Origin of the sequence: Methylobacterium sp. J-090 (assembly GCF_022829345.1) — a bacterium.
Taxonomy (GTDB): domain Bacteria; phylum Pseudomonadota; class Alphaproteobacteria; order Rhizobiales; family Beijerinckiaceae; genus Methylobacterium.
This window is the reverse complement of record NZ_JAKSXV010000039.1, coordinates 1-26,599: the sequence shown is the minus strand read 5'-3', so window position 1 is coordinate 26,599 and position 26,599 is coordinate 1. Positions and strand designations below refer to the sequence as shown.

The following is a 26,599-nucleotide window of genomic DNA, read 5'->3' as shown; positions in this document are numbered from 1 at the left end:
TTCGCCTTCGCATCGATACCCGGAGCGCATCGATCCATCCAGCCTTTGAGTTGGACGCAGCATCCTGCAGGCTCGTAGCTTTATCCGGCAAATGGTCGCCGAGGTTTCCGTCCGGAGCCTGAGAGAACGACCGCTGCCCGCTCCGGTAACGACCGGGCGGCCCGATCTCAGGGAGAGACGCCATGAGCGCCGGTCTGGTCATGACCGCGGCGAAGCGGAGCCGCGTGCGGCTCCTCATCGTCACGATGCTGTTTATCGCCACCACCATCAACTACGCCGATCGGGCGACACTCTCCATCGCCGGTCCGTCGCTGGCCAAGGACCTCGGCCTCGACGCCGTGTCCATGGGCTACGTCTTCTCGGCCTTCGCCTGGTCCTACGTCCTGGCGCAACTGCCCGGCGGATGGCTTCTCGACCGCTACGGCGCCAAGTGGGTCTATGCCGGGGCGATCTTCCTGTGGTCGGCCTTCACGCTGATGCAGGGGGCGGTGGGCTTCTTCACCGGCTTCACGGCGGTCATGGTGCTGTTCGCCCTGCGCCTCTGCGTCGGCCTCGCCGAGGCGCCGGTCTTCCCGGCCAATGCCCGCATCACGGCGGCGTGGTTTCCGACCGCCGAGCGCGGCACGGCCTCGGCGTTCTTCAATTCCTCGCAATACTTCGCCACCGTCCTGTTCACGCCGCTCATGGGCTACGTCGTGCACCATTACGGCTGGCACCACGTCTTCACCCTGATGGGGGCCCTCGGCATCGCGTTCGCGATCCTGTGGACCCAGGTGATGTACGGGCCGAAGGATCACCCTTCCATCAACGAGGCCGAGCGGGAATACATCGAGGAGGGCGGCGCGCTCCTCGACATGGACGGGCGCGGCGCGGCCGCCCCGGTCAACGCCGGGAGCACGATCAAGCAGCTGCTCTCCAACCGGATGCTGCTCGGCATCTATATCGGCCAGTACTGCATCACCACGCTGACGTACTTCTTCCTCACCTGGTTCCCGGTCTACCTCGTCAAGGAGCGCGGGCTGTCGATCCTCCAGGCGGGGTTCGCCGCCGTGCTGCCGGCGCTCTGCGGCTTCGTCGGCGGCATTTTGGGTGGCTGGCTCTCCGACATGCTGCTCCGGCGCGGCTACTCCCTCACCGCATCGCGAAAGATCCCGATCGTGGGCGGGATGCTGCTCTCCATGAGCATCATCGGCTGCAACTACGTCCAGGCGGATGCCGTCGTGATCGGCCTGATGGCACTCGCCTTCTTCGGCAAGGGCATCGGGGCGCTCGGCTGGGCCGTGGTCTCGGACACCTCGCCGCGCTCCACCGGCGGCCTCAACGGTGGGCTGTTCAACACCTTCGGCAACACCGCCGGCATCACCACCCCCATCGCCATCGGCTACATCGTCCAGCAGACCGGCTCGTTCAACGGCGCCCTCGTGTTCGTCGGCCTGAACGCATTGGTGGCAGTGTTCTGCTATCTCGTTATCGTCGGCGAGATCAAACGGGTGGAGCTGCGCTGAGCGCTCGGATCCACTTTGCACCTGATACCGGACCTTGATGAGCTCGACTCATCGAGGTCCGCCCGCGCGACGGCGCGGCGGCGGTCGTCCACCGAACCGCATCGATCTCAACCATGAGTTGGGATCGATGCGAATGGTATGAAGAGGAAGCGCGGCCGTGGGGAGACCCGCGGCCGCATCGTCGTCCCGAGGCGCCATGCTCGATTTTGCCCAGCTCCGCTGCTTTGCCGTTGTCGCGGAGGAGCTGCATTTCGGCCGCGCCGCCGCCCGCCTGAACATGACTCAGCCGCCGCTCTCACGGCAGATCCAGGTGCTGGAACGCGTCCTCGATTGTCAGCTCCTCGACCGCACCAGCCGCTCCGTCCGCCTGACGGCGGCCGGACGCAGCTTCCTCCCCGAGGCCCAGCGCATCCTGCGGCTCGCCGAGACCGCGGCCTACGTCACCCGCCAGGTCGCCGCCGGGCGGGCGGGGGTGCTGAAGCTCGGCTTCACGGCGGCTTCGGCCTACGATTTCCTGCCGCGCCTCGTCATCGCCTGCCGGACCGCGATGCCCGACGTCACCCTGTCCCTGCGCGAGATGGTGACCAAGGATCAGGTCGAGGGCATCCTGTCGGGTCAGATCGATGCCGGGCTCATCCGCCCGCCGGTCCTGCATCCCGAACTCGAAGCCGAGCGGGCGTTGGCCGAGCCCCTGGTGGCGGCCCTTCCGGCCGAGCACCCTTTGGCGGTGCGGGACGCCGTGGCGCTGGCCGACCTGCATGCCGAGCCCTTCATCGGCTACGCGCCGCACGAGGCGAGCTACTTCCACAACCTCCTCGTCAGCCTGTTCGCCGGCGCCGGCATCCAGCCGCGCATCCTGCAGCAGCTGACCCAGATCCACTCGATCCTCGCCCTGGTGCGAGCAGGCCTCGGTCTCGCCCTGGTGCCGGCGGCGGCCGAGCGTCTGCGCTTCGAGGGCATCGTGTTCCGGCCGCTCCACCTCGCGCAACCGCAGCCGGCCGAGATCCATCTCGCTTGGCGCAAGGAAAGCGACGTGCCGCTCCTCGCGCCCCTGCGGACGCTTCTCCGGGACATGCAGACACCGCCCCCGTGATCGATGCGGAGCGTGCATCGATCGATCCAGCCTTTGGCTTGGACCGGTATCGCCACCCTTCCTAGAGTGAGGGTGGCCAGACGGCGCGAAGACGCTGCGGCATCCAGTTCGGGAGAACGCTCATGTCGGTCGCCTCCACCCACACCCAAGGTTTGTCGCGCACCCCCACCATCACCGCCCTGCAGGTCGTGCCGGTGGCGGGCCGCGACAGCATGCTGCTCAATCTCAGCGGCGCCCACGGCCCCTTCTTCACCCGCAACCTCGTCGTCCTCACGGACTCCACCGGCGCCACCGGCCTCGGCGAGGTGCCGGGCGGCGAGCGCATCCGCCAGACCCTGGAGGAGGCGGGAGACCTCGTCATCGGCCGTCCCATCGGCGATCACCACGCGGTGCTCAACGCCATGCGCGCGCGGTTCGCGGACCGGGATGCCGGCGGGCGCGGCCTCCAGACCTTCGACCTGCGGGTGACGATCCACGCGGTCACGGCCATCGAATCCGCCTTCCTCGATCTTCTCGGCCAGTTCCTCGACGTTCCGGTGGCGGCCCTCCTCGGCGAGGGTCAGCAGCGCGACGCCGTCGAGATGCTCGGTTACCTGTTCTATGTCGGCGACCGCCGCCGCACCGATCTGCCCTACCGGGAGCCGGAGGCGCGCGATGGCTGGCTCCGCCTGCGCGACGAGGAGGCGCTCACGCCCGACGCCATCGTGCGCCTGGCGGAGGCCACCCACGAGCGATACGGCTTCAACGACTTCAAGCTGAAGGGCGGCGTCCTGTCGGGCGAGGACGAGATCGCGGCGGTGACGGCCATCGCGAAGCGCTTCCCGCAGGCCCGGGTCACCCTCGATCCGAACGGGGCGTGGTCGCTGCAGGAGGCGATCCGCCTGTGCAAGGGCCGCGGCGACGTGCTCGCCTATGCCGAAGACCCGTGCGGGGCGGAAGAGGGCTTCTCCGGCCGCGAGATCATGGCCGAGTTCCGCCGCGCCACGGGCCTGCCCACCGCCACCAACATGATCGCCACCGACTGGCGCCAGATGAACCACGCGATCCAGCTCGGCGCCGTCGACATCCCGCTCGCGGATCCGCATTTCTGGACGCTGGCCGGCTCGGTGCGGGTGGCCCAGCTCTGCCGCGACCACGGCCTGACCTGGGGCTCGCACTCGAACAACCATTTCGACGTGTCGCTCGCCATGTTCACCCACGTCGCCGCCGCCGCCCCGGGCCGCGTCACCGCCATCGACACCCACTGGATCTGGCAGGACGGCCAGCGCCTGACGAAGGAGCCGCTGCAGATCCGCGGCGGCCTCGTGCGGGTGCCCGAGCGCCCCGGGCTCGGCATCGCGCTCGACTGGGCCGAGGTGGAGGCGGCCCACGCGCTCTACCGGCGCCACGGCCTCGGGGCGCGGGACGATGCCTCGGCCATGCAGTTCCTGATCCCCGACTGGACCTTCGACAACAAGCGCCCTTGCCTTGTGCGCTGATCTTGCCTCGTGCGCTGATCTTGCCTCGTGCGCTGACGGAGACGCGATGATGACCGATATCCTCACCAACCGCTTCAAGGCGGCGCTCAACGCCGGCCACCAGCAGATCGGCCTGTGGTGCAGCCTTGCCAGCCCCATCTCCACGGAGGTGGTGGCCGGCTCCGGCTTCGACTGGCTGCTCCTCGACATGGAGCATTCCGCCAACGACCTTCGCGATGTCTATGCGCAGGTGCAGTCGATGATGGAGAGCCCGGCCCACGCCATGGTGCGGGTGCCGAGCGACGAGCCAATCACCATCAAGCGCATCCTCGACACCGGCGTGCAGTCCCTGATGATCCCCAACATCGACGATGCCGACCAGGCGCGCCGGGCCGTCGCCGCCACCCGCTACGCCCCGCGCGGCGTGCGCGGCTTCTCGCAGGCGCCCCGTGCCGCCCGCTTCGGCCGCATCCTGGACTACCATGCGCGCTGCGAGGCCGAGATCTTCGTGGCGGTGCAGATCGAGTCGCGGCGCGCTCTGGACAACCTTGAGGAGATCGCCGCCGTCGAGGGCGTCGACGGCGTCTTCATCGGGCCCGGCGACCTCTCGACCAGCCTCGGCTACATCGGCCGGCAGAACCACGCCAACGTGGTGACGGTCGTGGAAGAGACGATCGCCCGCATCCGCCGCTCGGGCAAGCACGCCGGCATCCTCACGGCGAACGAGGAGCTGGCCCATCGCTACATCGCGGCCGGAACCCGGTTCACGGCCATCGGCTCGGATATGGGGCTGTTGGCCCGGACCTCCGAGGCGCTCGCCGCCCGCTTCCGCTGACGCCCGCACACTTGGCTCTGGAGAGACGCATGGATATCGGATTCGTCGGCCTCGGCATCATGGGCGCGCCCATGGCCGGACACCTCATCGCGGGCGGCCACACCCTTCACCTGAAGACCCGGCGCGCGGTGCCGCAGGCCCTCGTCGACGCGGGTGGGCGTGCCTGCGCCCATGCGGCCGAGGTGGCCGAGCGCTCGGACATCGTCGTCCTGATGCTGCCCGACACGCCGGACGTGGAGACGGTGCTGTTCGGCGAGGACGGGGTGGCGCAGGGTATCCGAAGCGGCGCGATCGTGGTGGACATGAGCTCGATCTCGCCCATCGCCACCCGCGACTTCGCCGCCCGCCTCGCCGAGCGGGGCGCCGCGTACCTCGACGCCCCGGTCTCGGGCGGCGAGGTCGGCGCGAAGAACGCTGCGCTCTCGATCATGGTCGGCGGAGAGGCCGAGGCGTTCGAGCGGGCAAAGCCCCTGTTCGACCTCATGGGCAAGACCGTGACCCATGTGGGCGCGGTGGGCGCCGGTCAGGTCGCCAAGGTCGCCAACCAGATCATCGTGGCGCTGACCATCGGGGCGGTGGCCGAGGGCCTGCTCTTCGCCTCGAAAGCCGGCGCTGACCCCGCGAAGGTCCGGCAGGCCATCACCGGGGGGCTCGCCACCTCGCGCATCCTCGAACTGCACGGGGAACGGATGATCAAGCGGACCTTCGACCCGGGCTTTCGCATCGCCCTCCATCAGAAGGACCTCAACCTCGCCCTCGAAGGGGCCAGATCCCTCGGCCTCGCCCTGCCGGGCACGGCACTGGCCCAGCAGCTCTTCTCCGTCTGCGCCGCCAACGGGGCGGGCGACCAGGACCATTCCGCGCTGGTGCGGGCCCTGGAGATCATGGGCCATCACGAGGTCGCCAACGCCTGACGCCGAAGGGATTGCCGGGCCCGAGCCTCGGGCCATTCGAGCCGACCTGCCACAGGGGCGCATCCGCCGCGGGATGCGCCCCTGTCCATCCGGGCGTAAGACGGTCGCCTCACGGAATAGACGCCCCGTCGATGATGCCCGGAAAGCCCAAACCTATGCGGATCACACTGATCGTCCTGGCCCTGTGGGCCGGCGGCCTCGGCGCCACGGCCCAGGCACAGGGCCTCGCGCGCGGAGCGCAGGATGGCGCCGAGCGCGGCGGCAACATCGCCGGCCCCCTGGGTGCGGCCGTGGGAAGTGCCATCGGAGGCGCCGTCGGAACGGCCAACGAGATTCTCGGGATCGACCGGCGGGAGCGTTTCCGCATCTACACGCGTGGGGAGCGGCGCCCGTCCTTCGCCTACGCGGGGAGCGTCCGGGTCGGGACCGTGCTGCCGGAGGGCGGCGTCGTCTACTACGACGTACCGCCCGAATTCGCCCTGAAAGGCTACAACTACACGATCGTCAACGACCTGCCGGTGCTCGTCGACCCGGCAACCCGACGGATCGTCGAAGTGATCGACTGATCGCCGGCGGCGGCGACGCGTCAGAAGCGCAAAACGCCCGGACGGCAATATGCCGCCCGGGCGATGGAGAACAACAATTCGGCCCTGGATACCCCGGGGCCGACTGCGGATGGCTCAGCGGTCGCGGCGCTCGCGACGGTCCATGCGCTCCTCGCGCCGTTCCATACGGTCCTCGCGACGGTCCGGATCGACGCCCAGCACACCGCCGACCGTTCCGGTGGCGGCACCGACCGCACCGCCGACGATGCCGCCGACGGGTCCGGCCGCGCGGTTCCCGTCCTCGACGCCCCGCTCCGCACCCCGCACGGTGCCCTGAGCTTGGGCCGACGCGGACAGGGCCAAGGGCGACAGGACGAGGGTGGCTGCAACGATGAAGGTCTTCATGGATGGCTCCGTGATGTCGGGTTCAAAAGCCCCCCGGCGCGGTGCGCCGGTCGGGACAGCTCGCCGGGTCAACGAACGAGAGCCGGAATGGTCGCAACATTCCTCCACCTTCGGTCCACGCCTGCCCTGGTGGCGCCTCCAGGGAGCCCCGAGTCGGGACCGTTCCACCCCGACCGGGATGCGCACAGGCCGTCGCGAGGCGCACCACCCTGTTCGTCATGCCCCTATTGTTTTCGCGGTGCCGACAGGCGGCGCTGCTGAACCGAGGCCGGGCCGGGCCGTCCGGGGGAAAGGAATTCCAGTTCGCCCGGATGACCTTCGAGCAACCTCAACCTTCGCGCCCCGGATTCATCGGACGGAAGGATCTCGACATGAATTCGTCGGGCCGGGGCCCGCCGAACCGGGGGCCGCCGGGACAGTCGCCAGAGGCAACCAAAGGCGATCAGACATAGGATCGCCAGACAGGTTGCGTTCCAGTTCGGTCTGTCCTGGACCATCAGCACGACGAGACCGCCGAAAGCCAAGAGGGCGGCGAGGTTTTTCGTCGTGCGATGGTCCCCGGTCATACGGTACGATTGGGCGGATCCTTCGACATCCCGTGAAGCAACTCGATCAACTCGTCCGTATCGCGCCGTATTCCCATAAATCTGATGCCTCGTCCGCGCGGTTGCTTCCGGTTACCCGCGAGGCGGTTGGACGGGCCGGCACCGACCGGTCCGGCATTTCATGCGAAATCGATCATACCAAAATCTGGAATACATCGAACGCTGTCGTACAGTGAGAAAAATACACTTTATTTACCGCGAAACGACCGGATCGAATCAGGGATAACTACAAAACGATCTTCGGAAGAAAGAAATTGCTCACGGTCCGGATTTCGCTCCCGTGGGTCCGACTCACGGAGACGACACCCTGGTTCAGGGCGATGAGGTTGTGTTCGCGAGGCTCGACGTCGCGGAGGTGCTGGGCACTTGGGGCCATGCCGCGGGGCGGGTTGTCGGCCTTCATCCCGCACGGGGCGAGCCCCTCGCCGTCGTTGTGGCGTTCGTCGGCACATCGCCTCGCTGTTGACGCGGGTCGGCGCCTCGCTTCGGAAGGATGCGTGAGGGACGCGTCCTACGGGTCGGGCGGCGCGTCGGCGTTGCCTTCGGCCCGGTCGCGGTAGGTGGCGGCGCGGCCGAGCAGAATCAGGGTGACGGGCGTGGTCACGGTGAGGAACAGGCCGATCAGGAGGTCGCGCAGGACCGGGCGGCCCTCCGCCACCGAGAAGTACAGGATCGAGGCCGCTACGATCAGGGTCATGCCCAGCGTCGCCCCGAGGGTCGGGGCGTGGACGCGCTCGTAGAAGGTCCGCAGGCGGATGAGTCCGATGGCGCCGACGAGGGAGAAGCCGGCACCGCTGAGCGCCAGGGCGACCACGAGCCAGGCGGCCCACACGGGCAGGTCGACGCCGGTCACTGGATCACCTCGCCCTGCATCAGGAACTTCGCCAGCGCCAGGGTCGCGGCAAAGCCGAGGAGGCAGATGACGAGGGCCGCCTCGAAGGAGAGGCCGCTGCCCGTGCGCAGGCCGTGCACCACGATGACGAGCATGCCGTTGAGGTAGACCGTGTCGAGGCCGAGCACGCGGTCCTGGGCGCGGGGCCCACGCAGGACGCGCCAGGCGGCGATCACCATCGCGAGGACCAGCATGCCCTGAGCGAGGCCGAGGCCCCAGGTGAGGATAGAGGCGGCGCTCACGAAAAGATCTCCATCAACGGGCGCTCGTAGCGATCCTTGACCCGGCGGACCCACCCGTCGCCGTCGGTCAGGTCGAGGACGTGAAGGAGCAGGCGGCCGGAGTTGGACTCGTACTGGATCCACAGGGTGCCGGGCGTCGCCGTGAGGATGATCGACAGCACGGCGAGGCCGTAGGGGCTGCGCAGGTCGAGGGGGATCGAGACGAAGCCGGTGCGGCGCGTTCCACGGCGCAGGCCGAGGATCACCTTCGCGACGTCGATGTTGGACTGCACCACATCGACGAGGACATGCCCCGCGAGTCTGAGGATCACGCCGGGCGCCCGGACACGCACGGTTTCGGGGCGCAGGGCCGGCATCACGAAGGGCACGAGCCAGCCGACCAGCGCGGCCAGAAATGCCGTCGCCGGAGTGACCGGCGCGTTCAGCAGCAGCCACGTCGCGAAAAGACCAAGGGAGAGCAGCGGGTAGGGGAGGAACCGGCTCATGGGGCGCCCCCATCGAGGACGAGGTGGACGTAGGCGGCGGAGTTCACCAGCCACTCCACCGTACGGTCGGCGTAGACCAGCCCCGCCCCACCCCACAGGGTGAGGCCGAGGCAGACGGAAAGCAGACCCGCAAGGGCAGTGAACTCCAGCCGGCCGATCACCGGGTCCGGCCCGTCATGCGGGACCCAGAAGGCGAGGGTGCCGAGGCGAACCAGGGGCATCAGCGTGCCGAGGCTCGACAGGGTCAGGGCGAGGATGAAGCCCCAGGCCGTGGGCGTCATCGCCCCGGCGGCCAAGCCTGAGAACATCGCGAGCTTGCCGACGAAGCCGGCCAGCGGCGGCAGGCCGGCGAGCATCAGGGTGCAGAGCAGAAATCCTCCGCCGACGATCGCCACCGCCGCCGGGATCGCGCGGCCCGTCTCGGTGGCGCCGTCGTCGTCGAAGGGGTCGTGGTACTCGTCGGCGAACACGGCGAGGGAGGCGGTGGCCGGGTCGCGGCCGCGCTGGAGGATCTCGCCCAGCAGGAACAGCGCGCCCGCCGCCAGGGTCGAACCGACGAGGTAGAACAGGGCGCCGGACAGAGCGGCATGGCTGCCGGTGCCGAGGGCGGCGAGCACGGTGCCGGACGAGATCATCACCGCGTAGGAAGCCGCCCGCGTGAGGTCGCGCGCGGCGAGGATCCCGATGGTGCCGTAGGCCACGGTGGCGAGACCGCCGGCGAGCAGCCAGCCCTGGCCGAACCCCGCCGAGGCGCCGGTGCCGAACAGGAGCAGGCTCAGGCGCACGACGACGTAGATGCCGACCTTGCTGAGGATCGCCAGGATGGCGGCGGCGGGCGCGCTCGCGGCGGAATAGGTCGAGGGCAGCCAGAAGCCGAGGGGCCAGGCGCTGCACTTGATGAGGAAGGCGATGCCGAGCACGGCGCATCCAGCCTCGAACAGGCCGGCCTCGGCGCCAGCCGGCCCGGACAGGCGGCGGGCGAGATCGGCCATGTTGAGGGTGCCCATGGTGCCGTAGATCAGGCTGACGCCGACGAGGAAGAACAGCGACGCGATGAGGTTCACGGCGATGTAGGTGAGCCCGGCCCTGATCCGCGCCTCGCCCGAGCCGTGCAGCACGAGGCCGTAGGAGGCCGCCAGCATCACCTCGAAGAACACGAACAGGTTGAAGAGGTCGCCGGTGAGGAAGGCGCCGTTCACCCCCATCAAGAGGAGGAGGAACAGGGCGTGGAAGCGCGGCCCCGCCCGGTCCCAGCGGGCGACGGCGAAGACCAGGGAGGCGAGGCCGAGAACGCCCGTCAGCACCAGCATCATCGCCGAGAGCCGGTCGGCGACGAGGACGATGCCGTAGGGGGCGGCCCAGTTTCCGAGGCGGTAGACCTGGGGGGCCTCCATCGCGCCCTGCGCCAGCAGGAGGGCGGTGGCCAGCAACATCGTGGTCGTGGCGAGGCTGATCGCCGCCTTGAGGCGGCTGCGGCGCTCGTCGAGGAGCAGCATCAGGCCCGACGCGGCGATGGGCAGCACCACGGGCAGGACGACGAGGTGGTCGGTCCAGACACTCATGCGCCGGGCTCGCGGCCATCGACGTGGTCGCTGCCGGTGATGCCCCGGGCGGCGAGGAGAACGACGAGGAACAGGGCGGTCAGGGCGAAGCTGATGACGAGGGCGGTGAGCACCAGGGCCTGGGGCACTGGGTCGGCGACCCGCGCCGCATCGGCGCCGGCCTCGAGAACCGGCGGGGCGTCCACGCTCAGGCGGCCCATGGCGAAGATGAACAGGTTCACCGCGTAGGTCAGCAGCGACAGCCCGAGGACGACCTGAAAGGTGCGCGGCCGCAGGAGCAGCCAGACGCCCGAGGCGGCGAACAGACCGATGCCCAGGGACAGGACGATCTCCATCAGGATTCGGTCTCCATCTCGGCCGCCGCCTCGCGGGCGCGGCGCAGGGATTGCCGCGCCAGGGCGACGAGCATCAGCACACTGGCCCCGACGACGAGCACGACGACACCGAGATCGAAGGCCACGGCGCTGGCCAGGGGGATTTTCCCGAGAATCGGCACATCGGCGTACTGGAAGGCGGCGGTGAGGAACGGCCGGCCGAACAGCCAGGGCACCGCACCCGCCAGGACGGCGACGAGGAGGCCGACGCCGATCCACGCGATCGGCCGGATGCGCAGGCGCTCTTCGACCCATTGCGCGCCGTGGGCCATGTACTGGAGCACGAAGGCGATGGTGAGCGCGATGCCGGCCGCGAAGCCCCCGCCCGGAAGATCGTGCCCGCGCAGGAAGAGGTGCAGGGCCAGCACGCAGATGAACGGGAACAGCCAGGTGATCACCACGGCGGGGATCAGCATGGCGTCGGCGGCGGTGTCCCCGACGCTGCGGTGCTCGTGGGCGCGGTCGGCGGCTTCCTGCCGAAGCTGCTGCTTCGGACGCTCCAGGCTGTCGGCGGCCGGACGGAACCGGCGCAGGAGGGCGAAGACCGTGAGGCCGACGATCCCGAGCACGCAGATCTCGCCCATGGTGTCGAAGGCGCGGAAATCCACGAGCAGGACGTTGACGACGTTGCGCCCGCCGGCTTGCGGGTAGGCCTCGTCGATGAACCAGCGGGCGATGCCCTCCGGCGCCGGCCGGGTCATCACCGCGTAGGCGAGGGCGGCCAGGCCCGTCCCGACGGCCCCCGCGACGACGAGGTCGGTGAGGCGGCGGCGCCGCGCCCGACGGTTCTCGGCCGCCGGCGCGAGGATCGCCGCGTCGCGCTTGGGCAGCCAGCGCAGGCCCAGCAGCAGGAGCACCGTGGTGACGATCTCGACGAGGAGCTGTGTGACGGCGAGATCGGGCGCCGACAGCCAGACGAAGGTGAGGCTGCCGACGAGGCCCGCCCCGCCCGTGAGGATCACGGCCGAGAGCCGGTGGTACTTGGCGCGCTCGGCCGCCCCCACGGCGCAGGCCCCGCCGACGAGCCACAGGAGCGCGAAGGCCGGATCGATCCCGGAGAGGTCGGGCGCGGGCATCGACGGAAGCCCGCGCGCGAAGACGGCCGACAGGCCCGCGACGAGGGCGACGAGGAACAGGGCGCGCAACTGCGCCTGAACGCGCGTCGCCCCGAGGACGCGTTCGAGCCAGCGCGCCGCGTGGACGAGGCCGGTCATGGCGCGCTCGAACATCCAGCCGCCGTCGAGGCGGTGCATCAGCCAGGGGCCGCCCCGGGGATTGGTGTTGATGCGCCGGCCGAACGCGACGTAGAGGCCGACGCCGCCGACCAGCGCCGCCATGCTGAGGGCCAGCGCCGCGTTGAAACCGTGCCAGATCGCGAGGTCGTAGGATGGCGCGGCCTCGCCGAACACCGCGCGGGTGGCGGTCTCCAGGGCCGGTCCGATGGTCAGATTCGGAACGAGGCCGACACTGATGCAGACCAGCACCAGGATCTCGATGGGCAGGCGCATCCAGCGTTCCGGCTCGTGCGGCGCCTTCGGCAGATCGTGGGGCGGCGGCCCGAAGAAGGTCTGGCGGATGAAGCGCAGGGAGTAGAGCACGGTGAAGGCGGAGGCCACGGTCGCCAGCACCGGCAGGGCGAAGTGAAGGGGGTGGTCGCCGGCATTGTCGACGGCCTCCGACAGGAACATCTCCTTCGACAGAAAGCCGTTGAGCAGGGGTACGCCGGCCATGGCGGCGGCGGCGACCATGGCGAGCGTCGCCGTGTAGGGCATGGCCCGCCACAGGCCGCTCAGGCGGCGCATGTCGCGGGTGCCGGTCTCGTGGTCGATGATGCCGGCGGCCATGAACAGCGACGCCTTGAAGGTGGCGTGGTTCACCGTGTGGAAGATCGCCGCGACGACGGCGAGCGGCGAGTTGAGGCCGAGCAGGAGGGTGATCAGCCCGAGGTGGCTGATGGTGGAATAGGCGAGCAGGCCCTTGAGGTCGTGCTGGAAGATGGCACTCCAGGCGCCGACCAGCATCGTCGCCATGCCGGCAGTGCCGACGATCCAGTACCAGGCGTCGGTCTCGGCCAGCACCGGCCAGAAGCGGATCATCAGGAAGATGCCGGCCTTCACCATGGTGGCGGAATGCAGGTAGGCGCTGATCGGCGTCGGCGCCGCCATGGCTCGGGGCAGCCAGATGTGGAACGGGAACTGCGCCGACTTGGTTAGGGCCGCTGCCAGGATCAGGACCAGGGCGGGCAGGTAGAGCGGGCTCGACCGGATCATGTCGCCCGACGCCAGCACCACGGCGAGGTCGTAGCTGCCGACGACGCGACCGACGAGCACCATGCCGACGAGGAGGCAGAGGCCGCCGAGAGCCGTGATGGTGAGCGCCATGCGCGCGCCGTCCCGCGCCGCGCGGTTGTCGTACCAGTAGCCGATGAGCAGGAACGAGAAGACGCTCGTGAGCTCCCAGAACACGACGAGTTGGATCAGGTTGCCCGCGAGCACGATGCCGAGCATCGCCCCGACGAAGGCGAGGAGGAACGAGAACAGGCGTGGGACGGGGTCCTGCGCCGACATGTAGTAGCGCGCGTAGAGCACCACGAGGGCGCCGATGGCGAGCACGAGGACGGCGAACAGCCACGCCAGCCCATCGAGCCGGAGCGCAAAAGCGACGCCCAGCGAGGGCAGCCAGTCGACGGTCTGCATCACCGGCGCGGCGCCGATCCGCGGATAGAGCGCGCCGACGCAGGCGAGGCTCGCGAGCGTGACGAAACCGGCGAGGAGGGCCGCGGCGTTGCGCGCGTCCCGGGGCAGCAGGGCCGCCGCCACGCTGCCGAGGAAGGGCAGGAGCGCGGCCGCGACGAGGAGAGGCTCGGCAGGCATCAGGGGCGGGGGCCTCGAAAGCGGGGTCCGGCCGCGTGCTCTGGACGAATTTTCGCGGTTTGTCGCCCCGAAGACACCGACACGGCTCCCCGATGAACCGGATCGCACGCCGAAGCATTGGGACTTCGGGGCCTGTGTCGAGGCCCTCTGGAGTCGGACATGACAACGAATCGGTGGAGCGCCGTGCTCCTGGCCGCCCTCCTGTGCGGGCCGGGTACCCTGGCCCTGAACGCATCGGCGCGGGCCGCGGAGGACGCTGGGACAACCCAGGGGCCTCGGTTCCGAACCGCTCCGGCGCCGGGCACCATGCGGGTCTCGAAGGTCATCGGGGTCGGCGTCGTCGGCATGGATCACGTCCGCGTCGGCACCATCGAGGACGTTCTCCTCGGCGCCGACGGCCGAATCGAGACCGTGGTGATCGGCGTCGGCGGCTTCCTGGGCCTCGGCGAGAAGTACGTCGCGGTCCCCTTCGACCTGCTGGCCTGGAACGTCGGCGACGTGGCCCTGACGGCGGGACCGACCTCCGTCGCCACCCCGCAGAACGCCGCGACGACGGCGGAGGCGGCAAAAGCCGGACCGCAGACGATGCCGGGCAGCGACACCACCCGCGACGTGCTCGGCGCCGTCGAGGACAAGCACAGTGGCCGGGTCACCGACGCGACGGGATCGACGGAGGCGCAGAAGCCCACGGGCGAACGGGCGACCGTTCTCGCGGGCGCCTCGGGCAACGCGGCCGTCCGGGCCGAGTTGCGGCTGACGAAGGCGGAGCTTGCCGCCGCCCCCGCCTTCCGTTTCGATGCCCAGGACGGCAAGCAGCGCTAGAGGGTCACGGGGCGCGAACGGCCCCGGCGCTCGGGAAGAAAAGCTGCTCGCCGCCGATCCTGTAGGCCGCGATGGAGGCCTGCCCCTCCGGCGAGACGAGCCAGTCGATGAAGGCCTGCCCCTCCTTCACCTTCACGGTGGGGTGCTTGTCCGGGTCGACCAGCATCACGCCGTAGGGATTGAACAGGCGCTTGTCGCCCTCGACCAGGATCGCGAGGTCACCCCGGTTCTTGAACGCGAGCCAAGTGCCCCGATCGGCCAGGATATAGGCGTCGAGGGCGGAGGCCGTGTTCAGGGCCGGCCCCATGCCCTGGCCGACATCGCGGTACCACTCGCCCTTGACGGCGGGCAGATCGATTCCGGCCTCCTTCCAGGCCCGCAGCTCGGCGCTGTGGGTGCCGGAGCGGTCGCCGCGCGACACGAACGGCGCCTTGGTCGCCGCGACCTTCCGAAGGGCTGCGGTGATGTCGTTCCCCTTGGCGCCGGCCGGGTCGCCCTTCGGGCCGACCAGCACGAAGTCGTTGTACATCACGTCGAAGCGTGCCTTGGCGAAGCCTTGAGCGACGAAGGCATCCTCGGCCGGCCGGTCGTGGACGAGGACCACGTCCGCGTCCCCCCGGCGCGCCGCGTCCAGGGCCTGGCCGGTGCCGAGGGCCACCACCTTCACGGCGATGCCGGCCTTCGCCGCGAAGGCGGGGAGGATGTGCTTGAATAGGCCCGACTGCTCCGTCGAGGTGGTGGAGGCCACGACGATGGAGGCCGGCTCGGCACTCAAGGGGGAAGCCCCCACGAGTGCGAGAAGACCGAGGGTCAGGAAGCCGCGGCGAGGGACGACCAAGGCAGTTCTCCATCGAAATAGGCGCGCGCCTCGGGCGTGCGCGGGGACATGAGGGTGGGGCGGGTCGGACCGTGCTCGACGGCGCGGCCCCGGGCGAGGACGATCACGTCGGCGGCGAGCCGGGCGACCTGCGCGAGGTTGTGGGAGACGAGCACCACCTTGGTGCCCTCCGCCGCCATCTCGGCGATGAGCGCTTCCACGAGCTCGGTCGCACCGGGATCGAGGTTCGCCGTCGGTTCGTCGAGGAGCAGGAGATCGGGCCGGGCCGCCCAGGCGCGGGCGAGGGCGAGGCGCTGCTGCTCGCCGCCGGAGAAGCGCGTGGCCGGGTCGCCGGCCCGGTGTGCGAGGCCGACCCGGGCGAGGGCCGCGTGCGTGCGCTCGACGCGCTCGGCCCGGGGCCGTTTCAGGGGGGCAAGGCCCAGCGCCACGTTGGCGGCGGCGCTCCCCCGGATGAGGGCCGGCTTCTGGAACACGAAGGCCCGCCGCGCGCCGCCCGGCACCCGTAGGCCGCCGCTCGTCGGGACGAGGAGGCCGTCGATCACCCGCAGGGTCGCGCTCTTGCCCGCCCCGTTGGGGCCGACGAGGGCCGTGATGCCGCCGGGCGGGATCGCGAGGCTCAGGCCATCCAGGATCGCGGTCCCGTTCAGAATCAGGCGAATGTCCGTGAGGGTGATGCCCGCCATCCCGCTCACCCGTAGGCGCGGGCGGCATGGCCGCGCAGGACGGCGGCCACCGCATTCACCGTGATGACGAGCGCGATGAGGACGATCCCGAGCGCCAGGGCGAGGCTGAGGTCGCCCTTCTGGGTCTCGAGGGAGATCGCCGTCGTCATGGTGCGGGTGTGTCCGTCGATGTTGCCGCCCACCACCAGCACGGCGCCGATCTCCGAGATCGCCCGCCCGAACGCGGCCAGCGCCGCCGTGACCAGCGAGAAGCGGGTGTCGTAGATCAGCACCATCGCCCGGCGGGGTGCCGACAGCCCGAGGGAGCGCAGCTGTTCGCCGAGATGATCGTCGGCATCGGCGATCACCTGCCGGGTGAGGGCCGCCACGAGGGGGGTCGCCAGGATCGCCTGCGCCGCCACCATGGCGCCGGGCGTGAACAGCAGGCCCAGCGGCCCGAACGGGCCCGAGCGCGACAGGACGAGGTAGAGCACCAGCCCGACGATGACCGGCGGCAATCCCATGAAAGCATTGAGCAGACCGACGATCGCGGGCCGTCCCCGGAACCGCGCCACGGCGAGGAACGCGCCCAGGGGGATGCCTAGAAGCAGGCCGATGGCGACGGCCGACAGGCTGACGCGCAGGGACAGCCACGCGATGGCGACGACGTCGCGGTCGAGGGTGGTCAGCCGTGCGAACGTCTCGTGCAGGGTCTCAGTCATGCGGGCCGTCGGCGGGGGTTCCGCTGCGATGCTACGCCCGGCCGGACAAGATCAATAGGCAGTCCGCTTCCTATGTGCTCGACCAGGGCGGTCGATAAGGAGCATGGCTACCAGAGCGCGGCGTGCGGATAGAACGCCAGGGTGTCGCCGACCGCGACGCCGGTGGCCTCGTCCGGCAGTTCGGCGAGGCCGTCGCTCCCGGTCAGCGACGTGAGGAGGCCGGCGCCCTCGCGGGGGAAGTTCCGCGCTTCCACCACGCCATCGGGGCCGGGCGCCAGGATGACGCGGACGAACTCCCGCCGTCCCGTCTTCTTGCGATAGGCGAAGGCGGCACGGACCCTCTGCGGAACCACCGGCACGACGCTCGCCCCGCTCAGGCGCGCGAGCAGGGGCCGCACCACGAACAGCAGGGTGACGTAGACCGCGACGGGATTGCCCGGCAGGCCGACGAACGGAGTGCCGTTCACCAGGCCCATGGCGACGGGGCGGCCGGGCTTGATGGCGAGGCGCCAGAACAGGAGTTGGCCGACCGCCTCGACGGCGGTCCGGACATGGTCCTCCTCGCCCGTCGAGACGCCGCCCGAGGTGAGGATGAGATCGTGATCGCGGGCGGCGTCCACGAGGCGTGCGGCCAAGGCCCCGGGTTCGTCGCGCAGGATGCCGAGATCGTCCACCTCGACCCCGAGGCGGACGAGGAGGGCGGCCAGCATCGCCCGGTTGGAATCATGGATGGCGCCGGCCCCGAGGGGGGCGCCCGGCTCGGCCAGCTCATCCCCGGTGGAGAACAGGGCGACCCGCAGGCGGGTGCGGACGCGCAGGCGCGCATGACCGGTGGCGGCGGCGAGCGCCACGTCCTGCGGCACGAGCCGGCGGCCGACGGCGATGATGCGCTCCCCGCCCGCGACATCCTCGCCGGCCGCGCGCGCGTTGGCCCCGCGCTTCAATCCCTGCGGCAGCAGGACGGCGTCGCCCTCGCGGCGCACGTCCTCCTGCATGAACACGGTGTCGGCGCCCGGTGGCAGGGCGGCACCGGTGAAGATCCGTACGGCGCCGCCGGGGGTATCGATGCCATCCGGCACGGCGCCCGCCGGAAGCCGGCCCCGTACGGGCAGGCGGGTCTCGCCACTAGCCTCCAGATCGGCGTACCGCACGGCGTAGCCGTCGACGGCGGAGTTCGCGAAAGGCGGAACGTCGTGGCCGGCCACCACGTCCTCGGCCGCAACCCGCCCGTCGGCCCGGGCGAGCGGCACCCACTCGGTCCCGGCGAGGACAGGAAGGCGGGCGGCGATGAGGCTCGCCGCATCCTCGATCCGCATCAGGGCTCCGCCGAAGGCGAAGCAATCGTCACTCAGCTGCGCCATGACACCTCCCGAGCCTGTCCAGGGTCGCAGCGAAGGGCTCGGCACGGGCGAGGACGAGGTCGGCGATGGCCGCGATCCCGTCGAGGTCCACCACCGGCACGCCCGCCTCCGGGAAGGCCGTGTCGCTCGCGACGCCGACGATGCGCGGGTCGCCGGGATGGAGCGGCGGCCGGCCGTTGGCGGCGCGGTGAACTTCGAGCTTGGCGTGCGCCTCGCGCTTGAAGCCCTCGACGAGGGCGAGATCGCACGGCGAGAGCTTTCGCAGGAGATCGGCCAACGTGGCCTCGCCCTCGTCCGCCACCTCGTGGATCTGGACCCAGCGCCGGGCGGACGAGACGATGACCTCGCTGGCTCCGGCCTGCCGGTGACGATGGGAATCCTTGCCCGGCTGGTCCACGTCGAATTCGTGATGGGCGTGCTTGAGGGTCGCCACCCGCAGGCCACGGGCGACGAGAACCGGAATCAGCCGCGTCAGCAGGGTGGTCTTGCCCGCTCCGCTCCAGCCGGCGAGGCCGATGATCCGGGGCGCGGTCATGGCGCCCCTCCGACGCGGAAGCCGATATCGCGGAGCGCCGCGCGGGTCCGTTCCTCGGCGAGCACGTCGAGGAAGGCCGAGAGCGCCGGCGTGGCGCGCTTGTCCGCCGCGTAGGCGAAGTCGTAGCGCTCCTCCGTGAGCGGCAGGAAGCCGAGGCCGTAGGCGCTGGCTACGGTGGAGATGGCGACGCCCCAGTCGGCCCGCCCCTGGGCCACCGCCGCCGCCACGGCGTTGTGCGAGCGCGGCTGGTTCCAGAACCCGGCGGGCCGGCTCCCCCTCAGGAGACCGTCGACGAGCGCGCGGGTGCCCGAGCCGACATTGCGGTTGACCATCACGGCCTCGGGTGTGGCGAGCGCGGCGGCCACCGCCGCCCCGGCTTCACGATCCTCGAACAGCGGATCGCCACGCCGGAACACCACCCCCTGGAGGCGTCCCCACCCGGGCGCGAGGCGGAACCCCTCGGCGAGCAAGGGGCTGTTGTAGAGCCCGGTCTCGGGGTCGAGGAGGTGGAGGGCGGCAAGATCGCATTCGCCGCGCTGGAGGGCGGCGAGGCCCCCGGCGGAACCGACCCAGAGGGTGCGGATACGAAGACCCCGCTCGGCGAGGAGGCCGACCACCCGGTCGAGCCCGACGCAGTGGCTGCCGATCAGGGTGAGGTCGGGCGGCCGCACGCCCGCCCCGAGCCGGGTGACGGAGACGGTCTCGCCGGCCTCGAGGCCCGAACGGGCGGCGGGGACGGAGAAGAAGCCGTCGGCCTGCGAGAAGGCGGTGACGGAGCCCGACCCCTTCGACAGGGCCAAGGCGACCATCCCGTCGGACGTCTCGGCGAGCGACGCCATCACGAACTCGGTGCGCCCGAGTTCGGAGGACACGCGCTGCGGCAGCACGGCCGCGACGGCCTCGTCCTCCCGCGGCGGCAGGCCCGCCATGGCGCGGATGAGCGGAACGACGAAATCGTGGAACGTGAACATGGCCGAGGTCGGGAAGCCCGGAAGCACGATCACGGGCTTGCCCTCCGCCACGGCGAGGCACAGGGGCTTGCCCGGCTTGAGGGCGACGCCGTGGACGAGGATGCCGGGGGACCCGAGATCCTTCAGGATGCGGTGGGAGACGTCACCCGCCCCCTTCGAGGTGCCCCCCGAGAGGATGACGATGTCGGTCTCCGCCAGGGCCGCTTGCAGGGCCGTCCGCAGGGCCGCCGCGTCGTCCCGGACGATACCGAGGGGGACGGCCGCGCCGCCGTTCTCGGTGATGGAGGCGACGACGATCGGCCCGTTGGAATCGTAGATCGCTCCGGGGGGAAGGGGTGCGCCGACGGCCACGAGTTCGTCGCCGGTCGAAAGGACCGCCACACGGGGCCGGCGCACCACCGGAACGCGGGCGAGGCCGCAGGCGGCCAGCATGCCCACCTCGCGGGCGGTGATCCGCAGGCCCTTGCGCAGGACCGTCTCACCGGCGGCCATATCACCACCGGCATAGCCGACGAACTGGCCCGGCCGCGCCGCCTGGACGAGATCGATGGCCAGGGCCTCGTCGAGGAATCCGGTCTGTTCGACCATCACCACGGCGTCGGCGCCGCGCGGGATGACGCCACCGGTGGCGATGGGGGTGGCGGTGCCCTCGGCCACGGCGAGGCTTGGCGCGACGCCGCAGGCAAGGATCTCGCGGTTGAGGATCAGGCGCCGGGGGCTCGCGGAACTCGAGCCCTGCGTGTCCGTGGCCCGTACGGCGAAGCCGTCCACCAGGGCCCGGTCGAAGGGCGGCACGTCGATGGGGGAGGCCACATCCTCGGCCAGGACACGGCCCAGGGCCTCGGCCAGGGCGACCGACTCGGCCGGCAGAACCGTGTGGGGCACCGCCGCCCGGAAGCGCGCGGACGCTTCCTCGCGGCTCACCACGGTCAGGAACTGCTCCTGCCGGGCCGCCGCCGCGAGGCGTTCGCGGAAAGGAATATCGCGCTCCGTCATCGTCACAGCGGCAGGATTCCGACGCTGGTGCCCTCAGGAAAGCCCTCCCGCTCCGGCGGCACCAGGATGGCCCCGTCCGCCTCGGCGAGGTGCGACAGGGCGAGGTCCGCCCCGCCGAGGGGCTCCAAGCAGGGTGTCGACGCATCACTCTCGACCGCGAACCGTGGGACACTTCGCGGAACGATGCTTCGGCCATCGGCGCGGCGGCGCACGAACACCACGTCGCTCACCCCGATGGTGGCGGCAACCTTGCGCAGCAGCGTCCCGGCCTCGGGCTCGGGCATGCGAACGCCGGACAACGCCGCCAGCAAGGGGCGCCCGAGGGCGAGGAACACCGCGAGCGCGGCCTCCGGGCGGCCCGGCAGAAGCAGGACGGGGCGCCCCCCGGCGCGGCCGAAGGCGGCGGTCTCACCCGGGCGGAGCGCGATGCCGTGGGCCAGGACTTCGCCGGCAAGCGCCAGGGCGGCGACGGCGCGGTCGGTCCGCCCGGGACCGGTGCCGCCGAGGACCAGCACCGCGTCGGCGCGCGCCGAGCGGATCGCACCGGCGATGCCGTCGCAGGTCCTGGGCGCGTCGATGCGCTCGCCCAGTTCGACGCCCTCGCGGGCGATCAGGGCCGAGAGTGCGTCGGCCAAAGGCGTCGCGGCGGCAATGAGGGCGAGGCGCGGGATGCGTACCGCAACGGAGCCGTCGCCGGCCGCCCCCAGGGTGAGGAGATGGCACGGGGCGATGCGGGTGCCGGCCGCGAGAAGTCGGGTGCCGGCCGCGAGATCCTCGCCCCATCGGCGCACGCCGTCGCCGACGGGTGCGTCCGCGACAATCGCCCGGCCCTCCAGGGCTTCGGGCGGCAGCACCGTATCGGCCCCTTCGGGAAGGATTTCTCCCGCTTCGACCCAGACCGGCGGAGCGAGCGAGGGGATCGGCGCATAGGCCGAGGCCCCGGTGACGGCATCGGCCTGCACCGCCCAACCGTCGCGCAGGGCCGTGGGGCGTTCGGGCCAGCCGCGTTCGGCGATCACGTCATGGGCGGCCGCGAAGCCGAGGGCCGCGTGGGAGGGCAGGGCCCGCTCCGCCACGGGCGCCACGCCCGCGATCAGGCGCGGCACCGCGTCGGCCAGGGGCATCAGGGCGGCCGAAGCGAACCGCGTCACGCCGTTCTCGCGAAGGCGCGCCGTCGGCCGATCCGGGCTTCCGTCAGGGCGAGGAACGTCATGCGCCATCGCATGCGGCATCCGCCCGCGTTGATCAAGCGCGGGTGGTCGTCCCATCCGCCGTGCCTGCGCGCGGCACAGGGCCCCAGGGCAGGGCTCGGGACAGGACATGCGCGCCTCGTCTAAGGTCCGGCCGAACCGGCGCCGGGCCGGGGGACCGGACCTGGAGAGCGATGCGACGCCTGCGCTTCGTACGATTCGTCATCGGAGTCGTCGTCGGATTGTTCGGCCTGCCGGCCATCTCGCTCACGGCGCAGCCCGCCCTGGCGCAGATGCGCGGCCATGGCGGCCCGGTGCGGGCGCTCGCGGTGGTGCCGGGCGGCGACATCGCGATCTCGGGCGGGTTCGACCAAGCGGTGATCGTGTGGGGGATCGCGACCGGCACCGCCCTCGGCGTCCTGCGCTTCCACGAGGGCGCGGTGAACGCCGTCGCCACCCTGCCCGATGGCGGATTCGCCACGGCGTCCGAGGATGGCCGCGTCGCCCTGTGGCGGATCGGTCGGCCGGAGCCCGAGCGGATCTTCGCCGAGCATACCGGACCGGTGGCCGGGCTGGCGGTATCGCCGGACGGACTCAGCCTCGCCTCGGCCTCCTGGGACGGGACCGTGCGGGTCCGCCCCCTCGCCGGTGGACCGGCGCGGACGCTCGAAGGACACGCGGGCCCCGTCAACGCCGTTGCCTTCCTGCCCGACGGCCGGATCGCCACGGCGGGCTACGACGCCACCCTGCGGATCTGGCCCGTCGCAGGCGGGCCGCCCCGCGTCACCACCCTGCCGACGCCGTTGAACGCCCTCGCGGTGACCCGCGACGGCGAGATCGCCGTGGCGGGTAGCGACGCGATCGTGCGCCTCCTGCGCCCGGACGGCAGCGAACGGGCCGCCATCGAGGTCGGGCCGAACCCGGTGATCGCCCTCGCGCTCGCGCCCGACGAGACCCGCCTCGCCGCCGCCACGGCGGGGGGCACCGTCGCGATCATCGACCGCGGCACGGGTGCGATCCTCCGCCGTCTCATTGGGCCGGGCCTGCCGGTCTGGTCCGTGGCCTGGCGCGGCGACGAACTCGTGACCGGCGGCGGCGACCGGCTGGTCCGGCGCTGGAACGCCGCCACGGGCGAGCCCATCGGCGCGCTCAGCCTGCCGCGCCCCGCCGACACCCTGGCGGCCTTCCACGGGGATCGCGGCGCGGAGGTCTACCGCGCCTGCGTCGCCTGCCACGCCCTCAAGCCGGAGGACGGACCGCGCGCCGGACCGAATCTCGCCGGCATCATCGGACGCCGCATCGCGAGCGAGCCCGGCTACCGCTATTCCGAGGCGCTGAAAGCCATGGACCTCGTCTGGGACGCGACCACCATCGCCCGCCTGTTCGAGGTCGGTCCGGCCCGCTACACGCCGGGCACGCGGATGCCCGAGCAGACCATCAACACGGCCGAGGACCGCGAGGCGCTCGTGCGCTTCCTCGAGAAGGCGACGGCCCTGCCGTGAGGCGCCCCGTCAGGGGCGCCGGATCATGTAGCGGGCGTCAGGGCCGTAACCCTCGAGTTTTTCCGCCACCACGGAATCGTACGGCGCTTCACAAAACCCCTGCGCGGCCCAGAAAGCGGACGAGCCGTTCACCGCGACGAGGGCGATGGCAGCCGCGTTCGCGCCAGCGGCGAGGTCGGCGACGGCCTGACGGGCATGGCCGTGGCCCCTGGCGTCGGGATGCAGCCCGAGATCGTGGAGATAGAGCGCTCCCGCATCCGCGAGGGGCTCCGGCAGGGGCCGGTTCAGGGGCGGAACGCGGCCGAGCGGCCAGGGGTAGGCAATCCAATAACCCCGGATCGCCCCCGTTTCCCGCGCCAGCACCCGACACAGGGAAGGGCTCGCCCGGAGCCGTTCGGCGAAGCGCTCGGGCGCCTCGTAATGGTCCGAAAACAGGGCATCGGCGAGGGCGACGACCGCGGGGAGATCGCCCGGAACCATGGCGCGCCAGCGCAGGGTCTCCATCGGCTCCGCTCAGACCGCCTCGCCCCGCTCCGTCCGCTCGCGAAGGTAATCCTCCGTCGTGCGGGTGCGCATCCGCTCCGGCCCGGCATGGGGATCGAAGCCCTGGTTCAGGGCGGCTTCGACGCGGCAATCCTCGCACATCATCAGGGCGTTGATCCGCTCGGGCCCGCCGGACCCCGAGAACATCCAGTGGCGCTCGCGCAGCTTCTCGACGACCCGCTCGATGGTGCTGCGGGTGCCGAAGGGCTTCGCACACGCGATGCAGCAGAACGGCTCCTCCTCCTTGACGACGCGGCGCGGCGCGGTCCAGGCCTCGAAGTCGAGGCCGGGCTTCAGGTCGATGACCGATTCCGGGCAGGTGGCGGCGCACAGGCCGCACTGGACGCACAGGCTCTCCTCGAAGGCCAGCAGCGGCTGCTCGGCGCTGTCCGACAGGGCGTGGGTCGGGCAGGCGCCGACGCAGGCGAGGCAGAGGGTGCAATCGTCCGTGCGAAAATCGAGGCCGCCGAAGGGGGCCCCCGCCGCGAGCGGCACGAAGGCCGTGGGCCGGGGCGCCACCTCGTACATCTCGCGGAAGGCGAAGCGCAGCACCTCGCGCTTGCCGCCGACGGGCATGAACCGGCTCGGCCGGGACGATGCGGCGCCGGGAAGGGCCTCCGCCAGGGCGGCCCCGAGGGCATCGGGATCGTCGGTCTCGATCACCGCGACGATGGGCGCCGCACCACCGTACCCGAGGGCGTGCGCCAGGGTCTCGGCGAGCGCCACCGTGCGGTGGAGGCTGTCGAGATCATGGTGGGGCCGCGCCCGGGCGAGGACGCGCACGCCGGAGGCACCATAGGCGAACAGGGCCGCCATAGCCTCGGGGCCGAGCTGCGTGATCTCGTTGAGGCGCACCGGCAGCACATGGGCCGGCAGGCCGTCGCCGTGACGGGCCAGCGCATCGATGAGTGGCTCGCCGTGATCGCCGTCGTGGAACAGGATCGTGGCGCCCTGGCCGCCGGATTCCCGGTAGGCCAGCATCAGGCTGCGCAGGCGCCGCATCAGGGCATCGGCCGGCGGCAGGGCGTAGGCCGCCGCCCCCGTCGGGCACACGGCGGCGCAGTTGCCGCAGCCGGCGCAGATGGTCGGATCGATGGCGACGGTATCGCCCGCCGACACGATGGCGCCCGTGGGGCAGACCTCGAGGCAGCGGGTGCAGCCGGTGATGCGCGAGCGCGAATGCGCGCAGAGATCGGCGTGGAAGTTCACGAACTTCGTCTTGTCGAAGGTCCCGACGAGGTCGGCCGCCGCCGTGATGGCGCGTTCCACCGCCGCCGGATCGCGCGGGTCGGCGCGCAGGTAGCCGCTGCGCAGATCGTGAGCGGGAAACAGCGGCGTCCCGCCGGTGAGGTCGAGGACCACGTCGCAGGTCGAGGTGGCGCCGTTGCGGGGCAGCCCGAAGACGAGATGCGTGCGCGACGAGGGGGCGGGGAGGGCGTAATCGTCGATCCGCAGCTCGAACGCCCCGAGCCGGCCGGTGGCGCCCGCCACCGTACCCTGGAGCACGGGAAAGCTGTTGCGCTGGGGCGGCTCGACGGCGCCAGGCCGGCTCAGCAGGACGGTGACGTCGAGACTGTCCGAAAGCCGCCGCCCGGCTTCGATGGCGACGGCGTCCCGGCCATAGATCAGCGCGACGCCGTGGCTCTCGATGGAGACGGTGCCGGCATCGGGCACGGGCTCGGCCGCGGCGGCGAGCAGAGCGGCCATCTTGGGGCCGGCCGTTTCGGCCTCGCTGGACCAGCCGGCGGTCTCGCGGATCTTGGCATAGGTGACGCGGTCCTCCGCGCCCATCTCCTCGGCGACCTCGTCGAACAGGGGCGCTTGCAGCGTGCAGGACACGGTGATGGGCACGCCCGTGCCGAGGGCCTCGCGAAAACGGTCGAGTTCGCGGCCGCAAAGCTGGTCGGCGGTCTTCAGGGTTCCGCCGCAGCCACGCGCGATGGCGCTTGCGTCGAGGGGCATGGTCCCCTCGCAGGAACAGGCGAACACGATGCGATCGGACACGTTTGACCCTGAGGCATTGGGAGCGGGCGCGGCCCCTTCGCGGAGCCGCGCGCATCCGTTATATAATCGAACGGTTCGAAACTACGAACGGACCAATTCACCGCACCGGGGGCTCCGTACCGCCCGCGAAGGGTGTCGCCGCGAAGGGTCTCGAACATTTCCGCTCACGCCACCCCGCGCGCCATGACCTCCCTCTCAGCGACCGATCCGGCCGCCCTCGTGCTGCCGCCGGCCTTCACCGGCCTTCGGGCGCCGGCGACCGACGATGCCTTCACACATGCCCGCGCCCTGGCCGAGGAAGGCGCCGGCGACGCGGCCGGGACCCTGGTGGTGGTCGAGCGGGAGGATGTCCTGGATCTCGCCGTCATCCTGGCCCCGGGCGAGCCCCTTGCCTCGGCGCGGCGCGCGTTTCTCCTCGGCATGGCCGCCCTCGTCGATGCCGTGGGCACCCATGGGCCGCCGGAAATGCCCATCACCCTGGTCTGGCCGGATGAGCTGAGGTTCGACGGGGCGCGTCTCGGCGGCGGGCGCCTCGACTGGCCGAAGGATTGCGCCGAGGAGGCGGTGCCGGACTGGCTGGTGTTCTCCGCCATGGTGATCGTCTCCAAGTCCCATCTCGGCGATCCGGGCCTCACCCCGGATTCGACGGCCCTCGACGAGGAAGGG

The 26,599-nt window shown here is 71.2% G+C and carries 25 protein-coding genes; 9 read left to right on the top strand and 16 right to left on the bottom strand.

Features of this window, described 5'->3' with window-relative positions; translation table 11 throughout:
- Positions 1–182 precede the first annotated feature (182 nt).
- The 6 genes from MKK49_RS06655 (at position 183) to MKK49_RS06630 (ending at position 6,370) form a co-directional block, all read left to right on the top strand.
- Positions 183–1,505, top strand: coding sequence for an MFS transporter (locus MKK49_RS06655; protein ID WP_244027261.1), 1,323 nt, complete (start codon positions 183–185; stop codon positions 1,503–1,505).
- Between the two features lie 196 nt (positions 1,506–1,701).
- On the top strand, positions 1,702–2,598 hold the full coding sequence (locus MKK49_RS06650; RefSeq protein ID WP_244027260.1) for a LysR substrate-binding domain-containing protein: 897 nt from the start codon (positions 1,702–1,704) through the stop codon (positions 2,596–2,598).
- Between the two features lie 122 nt (positions 2,599–2,720).
- The gene (gudD, locus tag MKK49_RS06645) at positions 2,721–4,076 is read left to right on the top strand and encodes a glucarate dehydratase (RefSeq protein WP_244027259.1); all 1,356 of its coding nucleotides are present in this window, start codon (positions 2,721–2,723) and stop codon (positions 4,074–4,076) included.
- 49 nt (positions 4,077–4,125) lie between these two features.
- A complete protein-coding gene (locus tag MKK49_RS06640) occupies positions 4,126–4,890 on the top strand; it encodes an HpcH/HpaI aldolase family protein (protein WP_244027314.1) in 765 nt (254 codons plus the stop codon).
- 29 nt (positions 4,891–4,919) lie between these two features.
- On the top strand, positions 4,920–5,804 hold the full coding sequence (locus tag MKK49_RS06635; protein ID WP_244027258.1) for a 2-hydroxy-3-oxopropionate reductase: 885 nt from the start codon (positions 4,920–4,922) through the stop codon (positions 5,802–5,804).
- Between the two features lie 155 nt (positions 5,805–5,959).
- Positions 5,960–6,370, top strand: a complete 411-nt coding sequence (locus MKK49_RS06630) for a DUF1236 domain-containing protein (RefSeq protein WP_244027257.1) — start codon at positions 5,960–5,962, stop codon at positions 6,368–6,370.
- A 114-nt stretch (positions 6,371–6,484) separates the two neighbouring features.
- Here MKK49_RS06630 and MKK49_RS06625 read toward each other — a convergent pair whose 3' ends face one another.
- The 7 genes from MKK49_RS06625 to MKK49_RS06595 form a co-directional block, all read right to left on the bottom strand.
- Entirely contained in the window at positions 6,485–6,754 is a 270-nt protein-coding gene (locus MKK49_RS06625; protein ID WP_244027256.1) for a hypothetical protein, read from the bottom strand.
- Between the two features lie 1,116 nt (positions 6,755–7,870).
- Positions 7,871–8,212, bottom strand: coding sequence for a monovalent cation/H(+) antiporter subunit G (gene mnhG / locus MKK49_RS06620; protein WP_244027255.1), 342 nt, complete (start codon positions 8,210–8,212; stop codon positions 7,871–7,873).
- Positions 8,209–8,493, bottom strand: a complete 285-nt coding sequence (locus MKK49_RS06615; RefSeq protein WP_244027254.1) for a K+/H+ antiporter subunit F — start codon at positions 8,491–8,493, stop codon at positions 8,209–8,211. Before MKK49_RS06615 ends, mnhG begins: the two co-directional genes overlap by 4 nt.
- Positions 8,490–8,978 (bottom strand): Na+/H+ antiporter subunit E, encoded by a 489-nt coding sequence (locus MKK49_RS06610; protein ID WP_244027253.1) that lies wholly within the window; start codon positions 8,976–8,978, stop codon positions 8,490–8,492. Before MKK49_RS06610 ends, MKK49_RS06615 begins: the two co-directional genes overlap by 4 nt.
- The gene (locus MKK49_RS06605) at positions 8,975–10,540 is read right to left on the bottom strand and encodes a monovalent cation/H+ antiporter subunit D (RefSeq protein WP_244027252.1); all 1,566 of its coding nucleotides are present in this window, start codon (positions 10,538–10,540) and stop codon (positions 8,975–8,977) included. The genes MKK49_RS06610 and MKK49_RS06605 overlap by 4 nt, the downstream gene beginning before the upstream one ends.
- Positions 10,537–10,875, bottom strand: coding sequence for a Na+/H+ antiporter subunit C (locus MKK49_RS06600; RefSeq protein ID WP_244027251.1), 339 nt, complete (start codon positions 10,873–10,875; stop codon positions 10,537–10,539). Before MKK49_RS06600 ends, MKK49_RS06605 begins: the two co-directional genes overlap by 4 nt.
- Positions 10,875–13,787, bottom strand: coding sequence for a monovalent cation/H+ antiporter subunit A (locus MKK49_RS06595; protein WP_244027250.1), 2,913 nt, complete (start codon positions 13,785–13,787; stop codon positions 10,875–10,877). Before MKK49_RS06595 ends, MKK49_RS06600 begins: the two co-directional genes overlap by 1 nt.
- A 159-nt stretch (positions 13,788–13,946) precedes the next feature.
- Between MKK49_RS06595 and MKK49_RS06590 the strand changes: the two genes are divergently transcribed.
- Entirely contained in the window at positions 13,947–14,609 is a 663-nt protein-coding gene (locus MKK49_RS06590) for a PRC-barrel domain-containing protein (RefSeq protein WP_244027249.1), read from the top strand.
- Positions 14,610–14,613: 4 nt separating this feature from the next.
- On the opposite strand, the gene MKK49_RS06585 is transcribed toward MKK49_RS06590, so the two are convergent.
- The 7 genes from MKK49_RS06585 to MKK49_RS06555 form a co-directional block, all read right to left on the bottom strand.
- Positions 14,614–15,447 (bottom strand): extracellular solute-binding protein, encoded by an 834-nt coding sequence (locus MKK49_RS06585; RefSeq protein ID WP_244027248.1) that lies wholly within the window; start codon positions 15,445–15,447, stop codon positions 14,614–14,616.
- Complete coding sequence (locus MKK49_RS06580) at positions 15,420–16,130, bottom strand: ATP-binding cassette domain-containing protein (RefSeq protein ID WP_244027247.1); 711 nt, start codon at positions 16,128–16,130, stop codon at positions 15,420–15,422. Before MKK49_RS06580 ends, MKK49_RS06585 begins: the two co-directional genes overlap by 28 nt.
- Positions 16,131–16,135: 5 nt before the next feature.
- Positions 16,136–16,831, bottom strand: a complete 696-nt coding sequence (locus MKK49_RS06575) for an ABC transporter permease (RefSeq protein ID WP_244027246.1) — start codon at positions 16,829–16,831, stop codon at positions 16,136–16,138.
- Between the two features lie 107 nt (positions 16,832–16,938).
- Positions 16,939–18,192: a gephyrin-like molybdotransferase Glp gene (gene glp, locus MKK49_RS06570; protein ID WP_244027245.1), complete on the bottom strand. Its 1,254-nt coding sequence runs from the start codon at positions 18,190–18,192 to the stop codon at positions 16,939–16,941.
- Positions 18,176–18,727, bottom strand: a complete 552-nt coding sequence (gene mobB / locus MKK49_RS06565; RefSeq protein WP_244027244.1) for a molybdopterin-guanine dinucleotide biosynthesis protein B — start codon at positions 18,725–18,727, stop codon at positions 18,176–18,178. Before mobB ends, glp begins: the two co-directional genes overlap by 17 nt.
- The gene (locus MKK49_RS06560; protein ID WP_244027243.1) at positions 18,724–20,694 is read right to left on the bottom strand and encodes a molybdopterin biosynthesis protein; all 1,971 of its coding nucleotides are present in this window, start codon (positions 20,692–20,694) and stop codon (positions 18,724–18,726) included. The genes mobB and MKK49_RS06560 overlap by 4 nt, the downstream gene beginning before the upstream one ends.
- Positions 20,695–20,696: 2 nt before the next feature.
- Entirely contained in the window at positions 20,697–21,845 is a 1,149-nt protein-coding gene (locus MKK49_RS06555) for a molybdopterin-binding protein (RefSeq protein WP_244027242.1), read from the bottom strand.
- 233 nt (positions 21,846–22,078) lie between these two features.
- Between MKK49_RS06555 and MKK49_RS06550 the strand changes: the two genes are divergently transcribed.
- Positions 22,079–23,386: a c-type cytochrome gene (locus MKK49_RS06550; protein WP_244027241.1), complete on the top strand. Its 1,308-nt coding sequence runs from the start codon at positions 22,079–22,081 to the stop codon at positions 23,384–23,386.
- A 9-nt stretch (positions 23,387–23,395) separates the two neighbouring features.
- Here MKK49_RS06550 and MKK49_RS06545 read toward each other — a convergent pair whose 3' ends face one another.
- The gene (locus MKK49_RS06545; protein ID WP_244027240.1) at positions 23,396–23,890 is read right to left on the bottom strand and encodes a GNAT family N-acetyltransferase; all 495 of its coding nucleotides are present in this window, start codon (positions 23,888–23,890) and stop codon (positions 23,396–23,398) included.
- Positions 23,891–23,899: 9 nt separating this feature from the next.
- Positions 23,900–25,891, bottom strand: a complete 1,992-nt coding sequence (locus MKK49_RS06540; RefSeq protein ID WP_244027239.1) for a 4Fe-4S binding protein — start codon at positions 25,889–25,891, stop codon at positions 23,900–23,902.
- A 225-nt stretch (positions 25,892–26,116) separates the two neighbouring features.
- On the opposite strand from MKK49_RS06540, the gene MKK49_RS06535 reads away from it, so the two are divergent.
- Positions 26,117–26,599, top strand: a 483-nt coding sequence (locus MKK49_RS06535; protein ID WP_244027238.1) for a biotin/lipoate--protein ligase family protein, incomplete at its 3' end; no start/stop codon positions are given.